The organism is Stenotrophomonas sp. 82F1, assembly GCF_056861525.1.
In genome coordinates this window covers 1-16,144 of record NZ_JBSPUD010000013.1, presented here as the reverse complement: position 1 = coordinate 16,144, position 16,144 = coordinate 1, and the positions used below count along the sequence as shown (strand labels likewise).

Below are 16,144 nucleotides of genomic sequence, written 5' to 3'. Positions count from 1 at the left end.
TCCACGCTGGCGGCCGTCGCGCAAGAAATTCCGTAAGCGGCGACAATGAACGGATGAACCGATCCTGCAACATCGCCGCGCGGCTGCCCGAGCTGGCGCGTGAACGCCCCGACCAGATCGCCATCCGCTGCCCCGGCCGACGCGGCGCCGGCAACGGCATGGCGGCCTACGACGTGACCCTCGATTACCGCCAGCTGGACGCCCGCAGCGATGCGATGGCGGCCGGCCTGGCCGGCTACGGGATCGGCCGCGGGGTGCGTACGGTGGTGATGGTGCGGCCGTCGCCGGAGTTCTTCCTGTTGATGTTCGCCCTGTTCAAGCTGGGCGCGGTGCCGGTGCTGGTCGATCCGGGCATCGACAAGCGCGCGCTGAAGCAGTGCCTGGACGAGGCGCAGCCGCAGGCCTTCATCGGCATCCCGTTGGCCCACGTGGCGCGGCTCGCGCTGCGCTGGGCGCCTTCGGCGACCCGTCTGGTCACCGTCGGCCGTCGCCTGGGCTGGGGCGGTACCACCCTGGCCGCGCTGGAGCGTGCTGGCGCCAACCGTGGTGCGATGCTGGCCGACACCGATGGCGAGGACACCGCGGCGATCCTGTTCACCAGTGGCTCCACCGGCGTGCCCAAGGGCGTGGTCTACCGCCACCGCCACTTCGTCGGCCAGATCCAGCTGCTGGGCAGCGCCTTCGGCATGGAGGCGGGCGGGGTGGACCTGCCGACCTTCCCGCCCTTCGCGTTGTTCGATCCCGCGCTGGGCCTGACCTCTGTGATTCCGGACATGGACCCGACCCGGCCGGCCCAGGCCGATCCGGGGCGCCTGCATGACGCCATCCAGCGTTTCGGCGTGACCCAGCTGTTCGGCTCGCCTGCGCTGATGCGGGTGCTGGCCAAGCATGGTCGACCGCTGCCGACGGTGACCCGGGTGACCTCGGCCGGTGCGCCGGTGCCGCCGGACGTGGTTGCCACCATCCGCAGCCTGTTGCCGGCCGACGCGCAGTTCTGGACCCCATATGGCGCCACCGAGTGCCTGCCGGTGGCAGTGGTCGAGGGGCGCGAGCTGGAGCGTACGCGCGCGGCCACCGAGGGCGGTGCCGGCACCTGCGTCGGCAGCGTGGTCGCACCGAACGAGGTACGCATCATCGCCATCGACGACGCGCCGTTGCCGGACTGGTCACAGGTGCGGGTGCTTGCGGTGGGCGAGGTCGGCGAGATCACCGTGGCCGGGCCGACCGCCACCGACAGCTACTTCAACCGCCCGCAGGCGACGGCGGCGGCGAAGATCAGCGAAACCCTGGACGATGGCAGTGTCCGTATCGTGCACCGCATGGGCGATGTCGGTTACTTCGATGCGCAGGGGCGGCTGTGGTTCTGTGGCCGCAAGACCCATCGCGTCGAAACCGCGCACGGACCGCTGTACACCGAACAGGTCGAGCCGGTGTTCAACACCGTGCCCGGGGTGGCACGCACGGCGTTGGTCGGCGTCGGCGCAGCCGGTGCGCAGGTGCCGGTGCTGTGCGTGGAGCTGCAGCGTGGCCAGTCCGACAGCCCTGCCTTGCGCGAGGCGCTGCATGCCACGGCCGCCGCGCGACTGCCCGAGCTGAAGCTGCAACACGTGCTGATGCATCCGTCGTTCCCCGTCGATATCCGTCACAACGCCAAGATCGGCCGCGAGAAGCTCGCCGTCTGGGCACGCGCCGAACTGGAGAAGCGCGCATGAAGATCCTGGTCACTGGTGGTGGTGGTTTCCTTGGCCAGGCGCTGTGCCGTGGACTGGTCGAACGTGGTCACCAGGTGCTGGCGTTCAACCGCAGCCATTACCCGGAGCTGCAGGCGCTGGGCGTGGGCCAGATCCGCGGCGACCTGGCCGACCCGCAGGCGGTGCTGCATGCAGTGGCCGGCGTCGATGCGGTGTTCCACAACGGCGCCAAGGCCGGTGCGTGGGGCAGCTATGACAGCTACCACCAGGCCAACGTGGTCGGCACCGACAACGTCATCGCCGCCTGCCGCGCGCATGGCATCGGCAAGCTGGTCTACACCTCCACGCCCAGCGTGACCCATCGCGCCACGCACCCGGTGGAAGGACTGGGTGCGGACGACGTGCCCTATGGCGAGGACTTCCAGGCGCCGTATGCAGCAACCAAGGCCATTGCCGAACAGCGGGTGCTGGCGGCCAACGACGCCACGCTGGCGACCGTGGCATTGCGCCCGCGACTGATCTGGGGCCCGGGCGACCAGCAGCTGGTGCCGCGCCTGGCCGATCGTGCACGCGCTGGCCGCCTGCGCCTGGTGGGCGATGGCAACAACAAGGTCGACACCACCTACATCGACAATGCCGCGCTGGCGCATTTCCTCGCCTTCGAGGCGCTGGCACCGGGCGCGGCCTGCGCCGGCAAGGCGTACTTCATTTCCAATGGCGAGCCGCTGCCGATGCGCGAGCTGGTCAACAAGCTGCTGCAGGCGGTGGGGGCACCGACCGTGGACAAGGCGATCAGCTTCAAGACGGCGTATCGCATCGGCGCGATCTGCGAGCGGCTGTGGCCGCTGCTGCGCCTGCGTGGCGAGCCGCCGCTGACGCGCTTCCTGGCCGAGCAGCTGTGCACGCCGCACTGGTACAGCATGGAGCCGGCACGTCGTGATTTCGGCTACGTGCCGCAGGTCAGCATCGAAGAAGGACTGCGACGGCTGAAGGCTGCATCATGACGGCGGCATCACCGCGCTGAAGCCTTCATTACGCGCAGAGATCGCCATCACCGGTTGCACACCGGCAGATGCGCAGGATGGACACAACGCCACCCACGGCCGACCACCTGCGAGGAGCACCATGCTGCATTACGCCGTCATCTTCTTTGTCATCGCCATCATCGCCGCCGTGCTCGGTTTCTCCGGCATTGCCGGTGCCGCCAGCAACATTGCCTGGATCCTGTTCGTGGTGTTCCTGGTGCTGGCCGTGATCTCGATGTTCCGCAAGCGCACATGACCGCTTGAGCCGTAGTGCCGGCCGTTGCCCGGCAACCTCGACAGTTGCGGGGTTGCCGGCCAGCGGCCGGCACTACCAGCGCGCGGTTACCGCACGGCGCTGTGCAATCCGCGATCGGCTTCGTGCCGTTCCAGCGCCAGCTCGATCAGGCGCGTGATCAGCGTGGTGTAGTCCACGCCACTGGCGCCCCACAGCTTCGGATACATGCTGATGCGGGTGAAGCCCGGTAGCGTGTTGACTTCATTGATGACGATCTGGCCATCGGCGGTCAGGAACACATCCACACGCGCCATGCCGGCGCACTCCAGCGTCTGGTAGGCCTGCAACGCGATCTGCTGGATACGCGCCTGCGTTGCCGCATCGATTGCGGCCGGTACCACCACCTCAGCACCGTCTTCGTTGATGTACTTGGTGTCGTAGGCATAGAACTCGTCGTGCAGTACCACCTCGCCACAGACGCTGGCCTGCGGCCGCTCGTTGCCGAGCACGGCGCATTCGATCTCGCGGCCGGCCACGGCCGATTCCACCAGGACCTTGTGGTCGTAGCGCAGCGCGGTCTGCAATGCCGCGGCGAAACCCGCTGCATCCTTGACCTTGCTCACGCCCACCGATGAGCCCTGGTTGGCCGGCTTCACGAACAGCGGCAGGCCAAGCACTTCGATCAGCGCCGCGACATCGACCGCATCGGCTTCATGGCGACGGATGCACACCCACGGTGCCACCTGCAGGCCTGCATCACGCAGCAGGCGCTTGGTCACGTCCTTGTCCATGGCCACCGCCGAACCCAGCACCGGCGAGCCGACGAAGGGCAGGTTGACCATGCGCAGCAGCCCCTGCAGCGCACCGTCCTCGCCCAGTGGTCCGTGCACGATCGGCAACACCACATCGATCTGCCCCAGCGCGCTGCCCGCATCGGTCGGCTGCAGCTGCGCCTGCTCGGTACCGGGCAGCACCGCCAGCGCGGTACCGGAAGCATGCAGGGCGATCCGCGCCGGATCATCCGCATTGAGCAGGAAAGTATCCGGCTGGCTCAGGTGCCACTGGCCCTGCTTGTCGATGCCGACCAGCACCGGCTCGAAGCGCTCCCGATCCAGCGCATCGAGAATGTTCTTCGCCGACTGCAGTGAAACCTCGTGTTCGGAAGACCTGCCACCGAAGATGATGCCAACCCGGGTCCGTGCCATGGAAGTGCGATGTCCTGTGCGTTGCGTGGCTGCATAGCATGAACCTTCATCGGCCTTCCGCGTGAGGCACAGATGAACCAGAAATCCAGTCGCGCGTGGGGTCAGAGCCCGTTGCGCGGCAACGGGATCCGACCCCGTGCCAACCCCGTGCCGACCCCGCGCCGTTCCGACAGATCACGGGAAACTGTCGAAGGCGGGGTGGGTCCGGTTGCGGGGGCGTGAGCGCCATGGATGGCGCGACCGAGCTTACAGGGACGTACTTGCAGCGTCCCCCGCAACCGGACCCACCCCACCTCCCCACTGCACGCCGGCGTTTGACCTTGCGGTTGCCCTGGCCGTTGCGTCTGCGGGTGCCGGGCGGCAGCCCGGCCCAGCCCCCCACCCACGCAGGTAGAATGCACACATGGCTCTTTCCCTGCTCAAGTCCCTCAAGCCGGTCGCTGGCCGCGCGCTGCAGATCGCCCTGAACCGCGCGCTGGCGCTGGATCCGGATACCCGCCATGCACTGGCCAGCCTCGACGGTCGCCACATCGACCTGACCCTGGACGCACCGCCGCTGGCGATGCGCATCAGCGTCGATGGCAACCAGCTGCGGGTGGGCCCGGTGGATGCGCAGGAAGCCGACCTGGCCGTGCGCAGCAGCCTGGCCGGTGTGCTGGCGCAGCTGCCGCTGCTGGCGCGTGCCCGCCAGGGTGCTGACAACGGCAAGGGCCGCGTACGCGTGGCCGGCGACGCCGAGCTGGCGCGCCGCCTGCAGCAGCTGGCCAAGGGCTTCGATCCGGACTGGCAGCAGCCGTTCGTCAGTGTGTTCGGCGACGTGCTCGGCGTGCAGGTGGCCAACACTCTGCGCAGTGCCCTGCAGCACGCTCGCCAGGGTGCGATCGACCTGGCCCACAGTGCCGCTGAATTCATCACCGAGGAATCGCGCGACGTGGTGCCACGTGCTGAACTGGATGCTTTCCACGACGACGTGGACGTACTGCGCGATGATGTCGAGCGCCTCGGCGCACGCGTGCAGCGCCTGCGGGGTGCCGCATGAAGGCGCTGCTGCGGGCCAGCCGCATCGGCCGGGTGATCCTGCGTTACCGTCTCGACGACCTGCTGCAGGACACGCCGGCCGAGCGCTGGCTGCGCCTGGCCAAGCCGTTCGTGCCGCGCGCTTCAGCCGACATCGCCGCACAGTCGCGCGGTGCACGCCTGCGCCTGGCGCTGCAGGATCTGGGGCCGATCTTCGTCAAGTTCGGGCAGATCCTGTCGACCCGCCGCGATCTGGTGCCGCCGGATGTGGCCAATGAGCTGACCCTGCTGCAGGACCGGGTCAAGCCCTTCGACGGCGACGCCGCGCGCCGCATCGTCGAGGAAGCGCTGGGCCTGCCGGTCAGCGAAGCCTTCGCCAGTTTCGACACCGAACCGCTGGCCTCGGCCTCGATCGCGCAGGTGCACGCGGCCACCCTGGCCGATGGCCGCCAGGTGGTGGTCAAGGTGCTGCGCCCGGGCATCGAGAAGCAGATCGACGCCGACATCGCCCTGCTCAACTCGCTGGCAACGCTGGTCGAGCGCACCCATCCGCGGGCCGACAAGATCCGCCCGCGCGAAGTGGTGGCCGAAGTCGAAAACACCCTGGCGGCCGAGCTCGACCTGCAGCGCGAAGGCGCCAATGCCAGCGTGCTGCGCCGCTTCTGGGAGAACTCCGACGACCTGTACGTGCCGGAAGTGATCTGGAGCCATACCGCCGAGCGCGCGCTGACCCTGGAGCGCGTATGGGGCATTCCCTCCGATGACATCGCCGCACTGGACAAGGCCGGCATCGACCGCAAGGCGCTGGCCGCCAAGGGCGTGCGGGTGTTCTACACCCAGGTGTTCCGCGACAACTTCTTCCATGCCGACGCGCACGCCGGCAACATCTGGGTCGACATCGATCCGGCGCGCCGCGACAACCCGCGCTTCATCGCGCTGGACTTCGGCATCATGGGCCAGCTCTCGCAGGAAGATCAGTACTACCTGGCCGAGAATTTCATGGCCATCTTCAACCGCGACTACCGCCGTATCGCCGAACTGCACGTGCAGGCACGCTGGATGCCCGACAACGTGCGCATCGATGATCTGGAAGCGGCAGTGCGCTCGGTGTGCGAGCCGTACTTCACCCGCCCGCTGTCGCAGATCTCGCTGGCCGAAGTGCTGATGAAGCTGTTCCGCGTGGCCCAGCGCTACCAGTTGACCCTGCAGCCGCAGTTGATCCTGCTGCAGAAGACCCTGCTCAACATCGAAGGCGTCGGTCGCCAGCTCGATCCGCAGATCGACATCTGGGCCGTGGCCAAGCCGGTGCTGGCGAAGATCCTGCGCGAGCGCTACAGCCCGCGCCGCGTGGTGCGCGAGATCGGCAAGCGCCTGCCGGAAATCATGACCCATGCGCCGGACATGCCGCGCCTGGTGCACGCCTGGCTGACCCAGCAGGTGGAAGGTCGCCATGAACTGGCGATGCGCTCGCGCGATCTGGTCGCACTCGATGCCAGCCTGCAGCGGCTGCAGAAGCGCGCGGTCGGGGCGATCACCGGCGTTGGTCTGCTGGCGATTGCCGCATTGATGTACGTGCTGCAGCCGCCGGGCTGGTACTGGGGTGACGTGCCGGCGTGGAGCTGGTTGTCCGGTACCGTTGGCGTGTTCGCGCTGGCGCGTGCCTGGTGGCGATGACCGCAGCCTGCTGAAACGGCGACGACAGCGGACCGTCGTCGCCGGCTGGATTACCAGCGGTAGCCCAGGCCCACCTGCGTATGCACGCTCTGGAAGCGGTCCAGGCGTGTCTTGTGCCAGTTCTTGCCCAGTCCGATGTCGAGCACGAGGTGCTCTCCCAGTGGCTGGCTGCGGCGCAGGAACACGCGCTTGGCATCGTGCTCGCGCAGCAGCAGCGGGTCGGCGTCCGCGGTATAGCCCGAGGTGCCACTGCCCAGCCACAGCTGGGTCGAGCCATGGCCCTGGCGATCCTTCAGGCGCAGCGACACGGTGCTGCCATGGCCATCAGGCCCGTTGGACTGGCGATGGCGCTCATGCTTGACCGATGCCGTCACCCGCGGGAAGTAGTGGGAGGCACCGATCGACCAGCCATTGACGTAGCCGCTGCCGTGGTACTCGGCGTACTTGCCACCTACGCTCAGGACGGTCTTCCTGGCCACCTTCCACAGGATGTCCTGGTTGATCTGGCGGTTGACGAAGACCGAATCGTCGTTGGACGCCATCACCGATGTACGCGTGGTGACGGTGTCTGACCAGTCGTGGTGCAACGAACCCTGCACCCGGTTTCCGCTGTAGCGCGAGCTGCCGTAATCGCGCTCGCCGTGGGCCAGGCCCAGGTGCCAGCGACTGGCGCCGGTGCGACCTGCCACATCCACTGTCTGCACATCGCGCTTGCCGAAGCCTTCGTTGTAGTCGGTGTGGTCCAGTTGCAGGGAAACACGGTCGACACCGGCATGGGCGCTGGCGGCGGCCAGCAGCAGGGCGCACGGCAGTACGCCACGATTGATGAATCGCATGGTGATTACTCCAGGGGTTGGGAATGCAGGTGTTGCAGCAGGCGATAGCGGCCCGCCGGCAGGTTCCGTTCCACGGTGATCCGCGGGCCGAACTGGCTGCCCGGTGCGACGATGCGACCGGGCAGGATGATCACGCCGACGCCCAGCGCCGCACCTGCGCCGACCCACGCGCCGAGCTTGTCGCGCTGGCTGTCGATGACCTGGCCATCGACATGCACGGCGATCGACGCGCCGTCCAGGCGGTGGTTGCTGGTGCGCACGAGGGCACCCAGATAGGCGTGGTCGTCGATGCGGCTGTCGCCGATGAAGCACTGCGGACCGATGCTGACCCGCTGGCCGACCACGGTGTTCTTGAGCTCGCTGGCAAAGCCGATGCGGGTGCCGTCACCGATGCGCAGCGGACCACGCAGCAGCGCATCGTTGCCGATCAGGCAGTGGCGTCCGATCGACACCGGCCCCTGGATATGGGCACCATCGCAGATGCGGCTGCCGACGCCGATGCGCACCGCACCGCGTATCGTGGCCTGTGGCGATATGTCCGCGCGTGGATCGAGGCAGGGCTGCAGCGATGCCAGTTCGCCGGCCATTGCTTCCAGGTCATTCCACCACATGCGGATACCTCGTCGGCTTGTCGCGTTCCGGCTCGCGGCCGGTGAACAGCCCCTTCAGTCCATGGATCAGCCAGACCGCATAGGCCAGCAGCACATACAGCACGGAGAACGCTGCAGCCGGTACCAGCCAGGCGCGCCGGTGGTGCACGGCACTGACCAGGCCCAGCGCCATCACGATGCCGATCCAGACCAGCGGCACCACCGCCACCACCAGGCCGGCGGGGCCATGCACCGTAGCGGCGCCGAATGCCACCTGCAGCCCCGCAGCGATGCCCAGCAGCGCCAGCAGGATCATCGGCAGGATGCTGAAGAGGCCGAAGCGGGTCAGCAGCAACCGCCGATGCAGGCGCATGCACACGGCATAGCCGACGATCCAGCGCCGCCAGCGGCGCCATTCCTCCAGCAACGTGCTGCATTCCTGCGGGTAGACCACGCAGCGGATGCTCTGCCGTACCCGATAGCCCTGGGCCACCAGCGACCAGGACATGTCCAGGTCTTCGACCCGGGTGCGGTCGGAGAAACCGACCTTGCGCAGCACGCTGGTGCGGAACAGCCCGCACGAGCCGGAGACGATGAACGGCGCACCGCCCAGCCACTGCTGGAAGCTGCGCTTGATGACGATCATCGGCAGCTTCAGGCTGGCCCGCACGTGCGGAAGAAAGCCGGCGCCCTGCAGGCATGACGATGGCACGCCACCCACCGCGTCGGCGCCACGTTCTATTTCCGCCAGCAGGTGGCCCAGGCCGGTACTGCGTGGATCGACGCGTGTGTCAGCATCGGTCAGGAATACCTGGGCGGTGGTCACATGCTGCAGCCCGTGCATCAGCGCACCGCCCTTGCCGGTATTGGCCTGGTGCACGGCAAGCAGGCGACCAGGCCACTGCAGTTGCAGCGCATCCAGCACCTGCGCGGTGGTATCGGTGGAGCCGTCGTTCACGCAGATCACCCGCGCGATGTAGGGGTTCTGCAGCAGGTCGGTGAGCGAGCGTCGCAGGCACGGTGCTTCGTTGTAGGCCGGCACGATCGCATCGATGCTGCGCAGTTGCCCGCTGGGCCTGCGCGTTGCGTGGACCAGCAGACGCACGACGATGAAGACGCACATCGCCACGAACAGCAGGGTTTTCATCACAGCACCAGCCGATGCGGCACGAAGCCTTCGCTGGGGCCGACACCCGCCTGTTGGCCGCGGAACTGGGCATGGCAGCGCAGATGACTTTCCTGCATGTAAGGGCGATCACCCTGGCTGGCGTGTTCGCGCAGTGCGCGGATCTTCAGTTCCAGCTGCACGCTGATGTCTTCAAACACCTGCGGGACGAACTGCGGCAGCGTGCTTGGGCTCTCGTAGCACAGGATCTGCGGCACGCTGCGGCAGGCGACGATCGAGGCTTCATGGGCGGTGCGATGATCCTGGTGATGGTCTTCGCCGCACATCGTGTAGACGCGCTGTGGCCGGATGGCGTCGCAGGCCTGCTCCAGCGCGCTGATGATGGCGTTGCGGCAGGACGGGAAACAGGTATCCGGGAAGTCATGCTGCAGCACCTGGCGGACGCCGAGCTGCCGCAGCGCGCGATGCGATTCGTCGCTGCGGTCAGCGCCATCGTGACAGCCGCGCCCGCCGCGGCTGAGTACCAGGGCATGGATGCGGGCGCCGGCGAATGCGAGCTTGGCCAGGCTGCCGCCACAGCCCAGTTCGATGTCATCGGGATGGGCGCCGATTGCCAGGATGTCGTGGGCCATGGCCATGTCCTTGCGGGAATCCAGGGGAAATGCGGCAGACGCGTTGAACGCACTGCAGCGGGCGCGGACTATCGCAATGGCCAGGTGAAAAAGGGCCTAGGAACATTACGAAAACGCGTCGACGCTCGGCCCAGGCCTTGCCGTGCAACAACGCGGCGAGACAAGGCATCGGCCGCCGGCAGTGGGTGAACGGCTCCACGGAGGCCGATGACGTCAATGCACAGATGCGGACAGGCGCTTTGGAAGCAGCGAGAATGCTGCTGGCGCATCGCCATCCGGCGTTTGCCCGTACCGCGGAGATCGAGCCGATGGATCTGGCTGCACTGAAGGATGAACTGGCCCGCTTCGGCAGCCACAACGATGCGTGCGAAACCGAACGCGGCCGGCGCATGCTCAACATCACCGCCGATACCGGTGAGCTGCTGTCGGTGCTGGTGCGTTTCGGCAATGCCCGCCGCGTGCTGGAGATCGGCACCTCCAATGGGTATTCCACGCTGTGGCTGGCCGAGGCTGCCGCTGCCATCGATGGCAGGGTGACCACGCTGGAGTTCGCCGCCGACAAGGTGGCGATGGCCCGCGCGAATTTCGCCCGCAGTGGATTGGGTGAGCGCATCGACCTGGTCCACGCTGATGCCGGGCAATGGCTGGCGCAGGCGGTGGAGGGCTGCATCGACCTGCTGTTCCTGGATTCGGATCGCGGGCAGTACGCAGGCTGGTGGCCGCAGCTGCGCCGGGTGCTGCGCCCCGGCGGCCTGCTGGTGGTCGACAACGCCACCTCGCATGCCGAGCAGATGGAACCCCTGCGCGCCCTGCTGGCTGCCGATGCGGCGTTCACCACCAGCCTGGTGCCGGTGGGCAATGGCGAGCTGCTGGCGCTGCGCAACGCCTGACTGCTTTACAGGTAGGTGCCAACCTTGGTTGGCACGCTATTGCCGGGCGCGCGGAGCAGTCGAGCGTGGGCTCGGCTCTACAGAGGGCAGGCCTTTATAATCGCGCGGTGAGTACCGAACCTGACACCCTCGCTGCGGTCGAGATTGAAACCGCGCCCCTGCAGCTGCTGCACCTGGACGAACGCCTGGCGGTGGTCAACAAGCCGGCCGGGCTGATGGTCCACGACAGCAAGCTGGCCCGTGGCGAAGATGATTTCCTCGCTGATCGCCTGCGCGAGCAGCTGGGCCGGCCGATCTTCCTGGTCCATCGCCTGGATCGCGCCACCAGTGGCTGCCTGCTGCTGGCGTTCGACCGCGACGCCGCCAGCATGCTGGGCAAGGCGCTGATGGGCGGCGAGGTGAGCAAGGACTATCTGGCGATCTGCCGCGGCTGGCCGGCCGAGGAGGCCTGGCAGGTCGACCATGATCTGGACGGTGGTCCGGGCAAGCCGGTGAAGAAGCCGGCGGTGACCGATTTCCAGCGTCTGGCTGCCGGCGAACTGTCGGTGCCGGTGGGGGAGTTCGCCAGTTCGCGCTACGCGCTGCTGCGCTGCCAGCCGCAGACGGGGCGCTTCCGGCAGATCCGCCGGCATCTGAAACACCTGTCTCACCACCTGATCGGCGATACCAGCCATGGTGATGGCCGGCACAACCGCAACTTCCGCATGCAGGGGGTGCACCGCATGCTGCTGCATGCCGAGCGGCTGCGCTTCCCGCATCCGGATGGCGGCACGGTGGACGTGCGGGCCCCGGTCGACGGTGAGTTCCAGAAGGCGCTGGACCTGTTCGGCTGGAGCCAGGACCTGTAGAGCCGAGCCCACGCTCGGCTGCGCTTCCCGGCGCTGCGCGCCGCCGCCCGAGCATGGGCTCGGGCGCTACGGAAATCCGGGTTGCCGGCCAGCGGCCGGCACTACCTCACTTCTTTTCCGGCTCGTTGACGATCGCTTCCAGATCCTTCTGCAGATCGGCGAACAGCGGCTGCATGCGCGTCTGGATCGCCACCATCACGTTCTGCATCAGCGCCGGGGTCTTGTCGAGCAGGCTCTGGCCGGCCGGGCTCTCGTAGAACTCGGCCATGGCCAGCACGTCTTCCTTGCTGAAGGTCTTCTTGTACAGGTCCACGTACATCGGCCGCAGCTGCTGCCACGACAGTGCTTGGCGCAGGGTCTGGCTGGTACGCGCCTGGATGCGCTGCAGCTGTTCCTGCTGCTGGGCGTTGAGCTGGCGCTGTGCGGCCACCTGCTGGAACTGCTGCTGCTGCATCGCTTCGATCTGCGGCAGCATGGTGTCGATCATGCTCTGCGCACGCGAGGCCGACAGCAGGCGGTTGATGTCGCCATCGGTGGGCGCTGCGGCCAGCACCGGCGCGCTTGCTGCGGCCAGCACCAGCAGCAGGGTTGCGCGGCGCAACACGGAGGGAACGAAGCGGATCATGCGGAGCGTCCTGCAGTACACGGGACGGCAAGCATACCCCCGGCAAAGGCGAAGGCGGCGTGTTCGGTGCCTGATCGGCGGCATACGGCGCGCGATGGCAGCCACGGCAACGCGGCTGCCGCTACAATGCGCGGATGGGCAACGGACCGGTCACCATCAGCGCGCAGCTTGAAATCCCCGACGGCGAGATCGTCGAGCGTTTCGTGCGTGCCAGTGGCGCCGGCGGCCAGAACGTCAACAAGGTCTCCACCGCGGTGGAACTGCGTTTCGACGTGGCCGGCTCGCCCTCGTTGCCCGAACCGTTGCGCGAGCGCCTGCTGGCGCGGCGCGACCGGCGCATGACCGGCGAAGGCGTGCTGGTCATCGACGCGCAACGGTTCCGCACCCAGGATCGCAATCGCGAGGATGCGCGCGAGCGGCTGGCGGCCTTCATCCAGGCCGGGCTGAGCGTGCCCAAACCACGCAAGGCCACCAAGCCGACCTTCGGGTCGAAACTGCGTCGTCTGGACGCCAAACGCGGGCGCGCGCAGATCAAGCGCGGGCGCTCATCACGTGACTGGGAGTGATTGCTTGAACAACCCGACGCCGTTGCTGCCGGCCATTCCGCCGAACATGCCGCAGGTCAGACCCAACCGTTTCCTGCGCTGGCTGGCGCGCTGCACGCTGCGCATGGGCGGCTGGAAGGTCACCGGCACCCTGCCGGACATCCCGAGGCTGGTGTTCATCATCGCCCCGCATTCGTCCAACTGGGACGGCCTGTGGGGCATGGCGGCGAAGATCGCGCTGGGCATGAAGGTGAAGGTGCTGGGCAAGGCCTCGCTGTTCTGGTGGCCGCTGGGTCCGCTGCTGCACAAGCTGGGCGTGATCCCGCTGGACCGCAGCTCGCCGCAGGGCACCGTCGGCCAGGCCGTGGACCTGCTGCGCGACAACGAGAAGATGTGGTTCGCGATCACCCCGGAAGGGACCCGCAAGGCCGTCAAGGAATGGAAGGCCGGTTTCCTGAAGATCGCGCGGATGGCCGACGTGCCGATCCTGGCGGCGTACTTCCACTACCCGGAGAAGATCATCGGCATCGGTCCGGTGTTCACGCCGACCGGCGATGACGCCGCCGACATGGCCGCCATCCGCGAGTTCTACCGGCCGTGGATCGGCAAGACCCGCGGCACGGTCTGAGCCGGCCGCTGCCGGCAGCGCAGACGCCACGTCCGGCACATGCCGGGCGCCCGTGACAGGAGTAGGGTGGACGGCTGCCATCCCGTACCGTCTGCCCAAGGAGCGTTTTACATGTCGCGTACCGTAGTCCTGGCCGCCGCCATCAGCCTGGCGCTGGCGGCCTGTTCCGGCAAGGAGTCCACCCCCGTGTCCGAAGCCCAGAAAGCACCGGCCCAGCAGCCGGCCGAAGCCTCCACCAACCCGCTGCTGACCGCCAGCAGCCTGCCGTTCCAGGCACCGCCGTTCGACAAGATCAAGGACAGCGATTACCTGCCGGCCTTCGAAGAAGGCATGCGCCAGCATCTGGCCGACGTGCGCAAAATCGCCGACAGCGCCGAGCCGGCCACCTTCGACAACACCATCGTGGCGATGGAGCGCAGCGGCGAGACCCTGACCCGCGTGTCGCGCATCTTCTTCGGCCTGGTCCAGGCCGATACCAACGATGCCCGCCAGAAGATCCAGGAAGAAGTGGCGCCGAAGCTGGCCGCGCACCAGGATGAGATCAACCTCGATCCGAAGCTGTTCGCGCGCGTGAAGTCGCTGTACGACCAGCGCGAGGCGCTGGGCCTGGATCCGGTGCAGAAGCGCCTGGTCGAGCATTACTACGACGGCCTGGTGCGCGCCGGTGCACAGCTGTCCGACGCCGACAAAGCGTCGCTGCGCAAGCTCAACGTGGAAGAGACCACGCTCTCCACCCAGTTCCACACCCGTCTGGTGGCTGCAACCGCCGCTGCCGCGGTGGTGGTGGACGACAAGGCCAAGCTGGCCGGCCTGGACGAAGATGCGATCAACAACGCTGCGTCCGCTGCCAAGGACCGCAAGCTGGATGGCAAGTTCCTGCTGCCGCTGCAGAACACCACCCAGCAGCCGGTGCTCGGCTCGCTGAGCGACCGCGACCAGCGCGCCGCCGTGCTGAAGGCTTCGGAAACCCGCGCCGAGCGCGGCGATGCCAACGACACCCGGCAGACCGTGCAGCGCCTGGCCCAGCTGCGTGCGCAGAAGGCCAAGCTGCTCGGCTTCGACACCTTCGCCGACTACCAGCTGGGCGACCAGATGGCCAAGACCCCGGCGGCCGCGCTGAAGCTGCTGACCGACACCGTGCCTGCCGCCACTGCCAAGGCGCGTGCCGAAGCCGGCGAGATCCAGAAGGTGATCAACGCCCAGAAGGGTGGCTTCCAGGTGGCCGCCTCGGATTGGGATTTCTACGCCGAGCAGGTGCGCAAGGCCAAGTACGATCTGGACGAGTCGCAGATCAAGCCGTACTTCGAACTGGACAACGTGCTGCAGAACGGCGTCTTCTACGCCGCCACCCAGCTGTACGGCATCACCTTCAAGCCGCGCACCGACATTCCGACCTACAACCCGGACATGAAGGTGTACGAAGTGTTCGACAAGGACGGCACTTCGCTGGCCCTGTTCTACACCGACTACTTCAAGCGTGACAGCAAGTCCGGCGGCGCCTGGATGGACGTGTTCGTCGAACAGGACGGCCTGACCGGTGCCAAGCCGGTGGTCTACAACGTCTGCAACTTCACCAAGCCGGCCGCTGGCCAGCCTGCGCTGATCAGCTTCGACGACGTCACCACGATGTTCCATGAGTTCGGCCATGCACTGCACGGCATGTTCTCGAACGTGAAGTATCCGTCGATCGCTGGCACCGCCACCTCGCGCGATTTCGTCGAGTTCCCGTCGCAGTTCAACGAACACTGGGCGCTGGACCCGAAGGTGTTCGCCAACTACGCCAAGCACTACAAGACCGGCGAAGCGATGCCGCAGGAACTGGTCGACAAGATCCTCAAGGCGCGCAGCTTCAACCAGGGCTATGCGACCACCGAGTACCTGTCGGCCGCACTGCTCGACCTGGCCTGGCACACGCAGAAGGCCGATGCGCCGCTGCAGGATGTCGGCGCCTTCGAAGCCAGCGCACTGAAGAAGTTCAAGGTCGACCTGCCGCAGGTGCCGCCGCGTTACCGCACCACCTACTTCGACCACATCTGGGGTGGCGGTTACTCGGCCGGCTACTACGCCTACTTCTGGGCGGAAGTGCTGGACCATGACGCCTACCAGTGGTTCACCGAACACGGTGGCCTGACCGCCGCCAACGGCCAGGAATTCCGCGACAAGATCCTCTCGCGCGGCAACAGCGTGGAGCTGTCGACCCTGTACCGCGATTTCCGCGGCAAGGACCCGTCGGTGGAACCGCTGCTGAAGTTCCGCGGCCTGAAGTAAGCAACAGAAAACGGCGGGGGAAACCCCGCCGTTTTTCTTTCTGTAGAGCCGAGATCCTATGTTTGTGGTCAAGCCTGCTGGAAGCAGGCTTGACCCACTTTCAGCATGGCTGGATCAAAGTCCCGACCGCTCTTGAAGACGCCCCAGGCGATCTTGGCCAGCTTTCTGGCCAGGATGTTGAAGCTGGCGGTACTGCTGTGGCCGCGTTCGCGGATGGCCGTGTAAAGGGGTTTGCCGCCTTTCGATCGGGTCAGGCCCATGGCAGCCATGTAGAGGATCTGGCGCAGGCTGGCGTTGCCACGCTTGGAC

16 protein-coding genes and 1 pseudogene are annotated in these 16,144 nt (G+C 67.1%); 10 read left to right on the top strand and 7 right to left on the bottom strand.

Annotated features, from left to right (window positions below):
* The first annotated feature begins 53 nt into the window (after positions 1 to 53).
* From oleC to AC13GI_RS13485, 3 genes are all read left to right on the top strand, one after another.
* Positions 54 to 1,712: an olefin beta-lactone synthetase gene (gene oleC, locus AC13GI_RS13495; RefSeq protein WP_176019323.1), complete on the top strand. Its 1,659-nt coding sequence runs from the start codon at positions 54 to 56 to the stop codon at positions 1,710 to 1,712.
* Complete coding sequence (oleD, locus tag AC13GI_RS13490) at positions 1,709 to 2,695, top strand: 2-alkyl-3-oxoalkanoate reductase (protein ID WP_482996558.1); 987 nt, start codon at positions 1,709 to 1,711, stop codon at positions 2,693 to 2,695. Before oleC ends, oleD begins: the two co-directional genes overlap by 4 nt.
* A 121-nt stretch (positions 2,696 to 2,816) precedes the next feature.
* Positions 2,817 to 2,972: a DUF1328 domain-containing protein gene (locus tag AC13GI_RS13485; RefSeq protein WP_025875842.1), complete on the top strand. Its 156-nt coding sequence runs from the start codon at positions 2,817 to 2,819 to the stop codon at positions 2,970 to 2,972.
* 86 nt (positions 2,973 to 3,058) lie between these two features.
* Here AC13GI_RS13485 and ddlA read toward each other — a convergent pair whose 3' ends face one another.
* A complete protein-coding gene (gene ddlA / locus AC13GI_RS13480; RefSeq protein ID WP_482996557.1) occupies positions 3,059 to 4,156 on the bottom strand; it encodes a D-alanine--D-alanine ligase in 1,098 nt (365 codons plus the stop codon).
* A 403-nt stretch (positions 4,157 to 4,559) separates the two neighbouring features.
* Here ddlA and AC13GI_RS13475 point away from each other — a divergent pair, with 403 nt between their 5' ends.
* Positions 4,560 to 5,195: a ubiquinone biosynthesis accessory factor UbiJ gene (locus AC13GI_RS13475; protein ID WP_099819562.1), complete on the top strand. Its 636-nt coding sequence runs from the start codon at positions 4,560 to 4,562 to the stop codon at positions 5,193 to 5,195.
* Entirely contained in the window at positions 5,192 to 6,847 is a 1,656-nt protein-coding gene (ubiB, locus tag AC13GI_RS13470; protein ID WP_482996556.1) for a ubiquinone biosynthesis regulatory protein kinase UbiB, read from the top strand. Before AC13GI_RS13475 ends, ubiB begins: the two co-directional genes overlap by 4 nt.
* 50 nt (positions 6,848 to 6,897) lie before the next feature.
* Here ubiB and AC13GI_RS13465 read toward each other — a convergent pair whose 3' ends face one another.
* The 4 genes from AC13GI_RS13465 to AC13GI_RS13450 are packed head-to-tail and all read right to left on the bottom strand — an operon-like array spanning position 6,898 to position 10,031.
* Positions 6,898 to 7,683, bottom strand: a complete 786-nt coding sequence (locus AC13GI_RS13465; RefSeq protein WP_482996555.1) for a YaiO family outer membrane beta-barrel protein — start codon at positions 7,681 to 7,683, stop codon at positions 6,898 to 6,900.
* Between the two features lie 5 nt (positions 7,684 to 7,688).
* Entirely contained in the window at positions 7,689 to 8,294 is a 606-nt protein-coding gene (locus tag AC13GI_RS13460) for an LbetaH domain-containing protein (protein WP_099819565.1), read from the bottom strand.
* Positions 8,281 to 9,420 (bottom strand): glycosyltransferase family 2 protein, encoded by a 1,140-nt coding sequence (locus AC13GI_RS13455; protein ID WP_482996554.1) that lies wholly within the window; start codon positions 9,418 to 9,420, stop codon positions 8,281 to 8,283. Before AC13GI_RS13455 ends, AC13GI_RS13460 begins: the two co-directional genes overlap by 14 nt.
* Positions 9,420 to 10,031 carry a PIG-L deacetylase family protein gene (locus AC13GI_RS13450; RefSeq protein ID WP_099819684.1) on the bottom strand — a complete coding sequence of 204 codons (612 nt, stop codon included), beginning with the start codon at positions 10,029 to 10,031 and terminating at the stop codon, positions 9,420 to 9,422. The genes AC13GI_RS13455 and AC13GI_RS13450 overlap by 1 nt, the downstream gene beginning before the upstream one ends.
* 308 nt (positions 10,032 to 10,339) lie before the next feature.
* Here AC13GI_RS13450 and AC13GI_RS13445 point away from each other — a divergent pair, with 308 nt between their 5' ends.
* Together AC13GI_RS13445 and AC13GI_RS13440 are read left to right on the top strand one after the other, a co-directional pair.
* On the top strand, positions 10,340 to 10,921 hold the full coding sequence (locus tag AC13GI_RS13445; protein ID WP_099819685.1) for an O-methyltransferase: 582 nt from the start codon (positions 10,340 to 10,342) through the stop codon (positions 10,919 to 10,921).
* Between the two features lie 107 nt (positions 10,922 to 11,028).
* Positions 11,029 to 11,769 carry a pseudouridine synthase gene (locus tag AC13GI_RS13440; RefSeq protein WP_099819567.1) on the top strand — a complete coding sequence of 247 codons (741 nt, stop codon included), beginning with the start codon at positions 11,029 to 11,031 and terminating at the stop codon, positions 11,767 to 11,769.
* Positions 11,770 to 11,875: 106 nt separating this feature from the next.
* On the opposite strand, the gene AC13GI_RS13435 is transcribed toward AC13GI_RS13440, so the two are convergent.
* The gene (locus tag AC13GI_RS13435; RefSeq protein WP_099819568.1) at positions 11,876 to 12,394 is read right to left on the bottom strand and encodes a DUF2059 domain-containing protein; all 519 of its coding nucleotides are present in this window, start codon (positions 12,392 to 12,394) and stop codon (positions 11,876 to 11,878) included.
* Positions 12,395 to 12,528: 134 nt separating this feature from the next.
* Here AC13GI_RS13435 and arfB point away from each other — a divergent pair, with 134 nt between their 5' ends.
* From arfB to dcp, 3 genes are all read left to right on the top strand, one after another.
* Positions 12,529 to 12,960 (top strand): alternative ribosome rescue aminoacyl-tRNA hydrolase ArfB, encoded by a 432-nt coding sequence (gene arfB, locus AC13GI_RS13430; RefSeq protein WP_089241560.1) that lies wholly within the window; start codon positions 12,529 to 12,531, stop codon positions 12,958 to 12,960.
* A 4-nt stretch (positions 12,961 to 12,964) separates the two neighbouring features.
* Positions 12,965 to 13,567 carry a lysophospholipid acyltransferase family protein gene (locus AC13GI_RS13425; RefSeq protein ID WP_099819569.1) on the top strand — a complete coding sequence of 201 codons (603 nt, stop codon included), beginning with the start codon at positions 12,965 to 12,967 and terminating at the stop codon, positions 13,565 to 13,567.
* Between the two features lie 111 nt (positions 13,568 to 13,678).
* Entirely contained in the window at positions 13,679 to 15,835 is a 2,157-nt protein-coding gene (gene dcp / locus AC13GI_RS13420; RefSeq protein ID WP_482996553.1) for a peptidyl-dipeptidase Dcp, read from the top strand.
* 68 nt (positions 15,836 to 15,903) lie between these two features.
* On the opposite strand, the pseudogene AC13GI_RS13415 reads toward dcp, so the two are convergent.
* Positions 15,904 to 16,144, bottom strand: a pseudogene (locus AC13GI_RS13415) (IS110 family transposase); the annotation flags it as partial.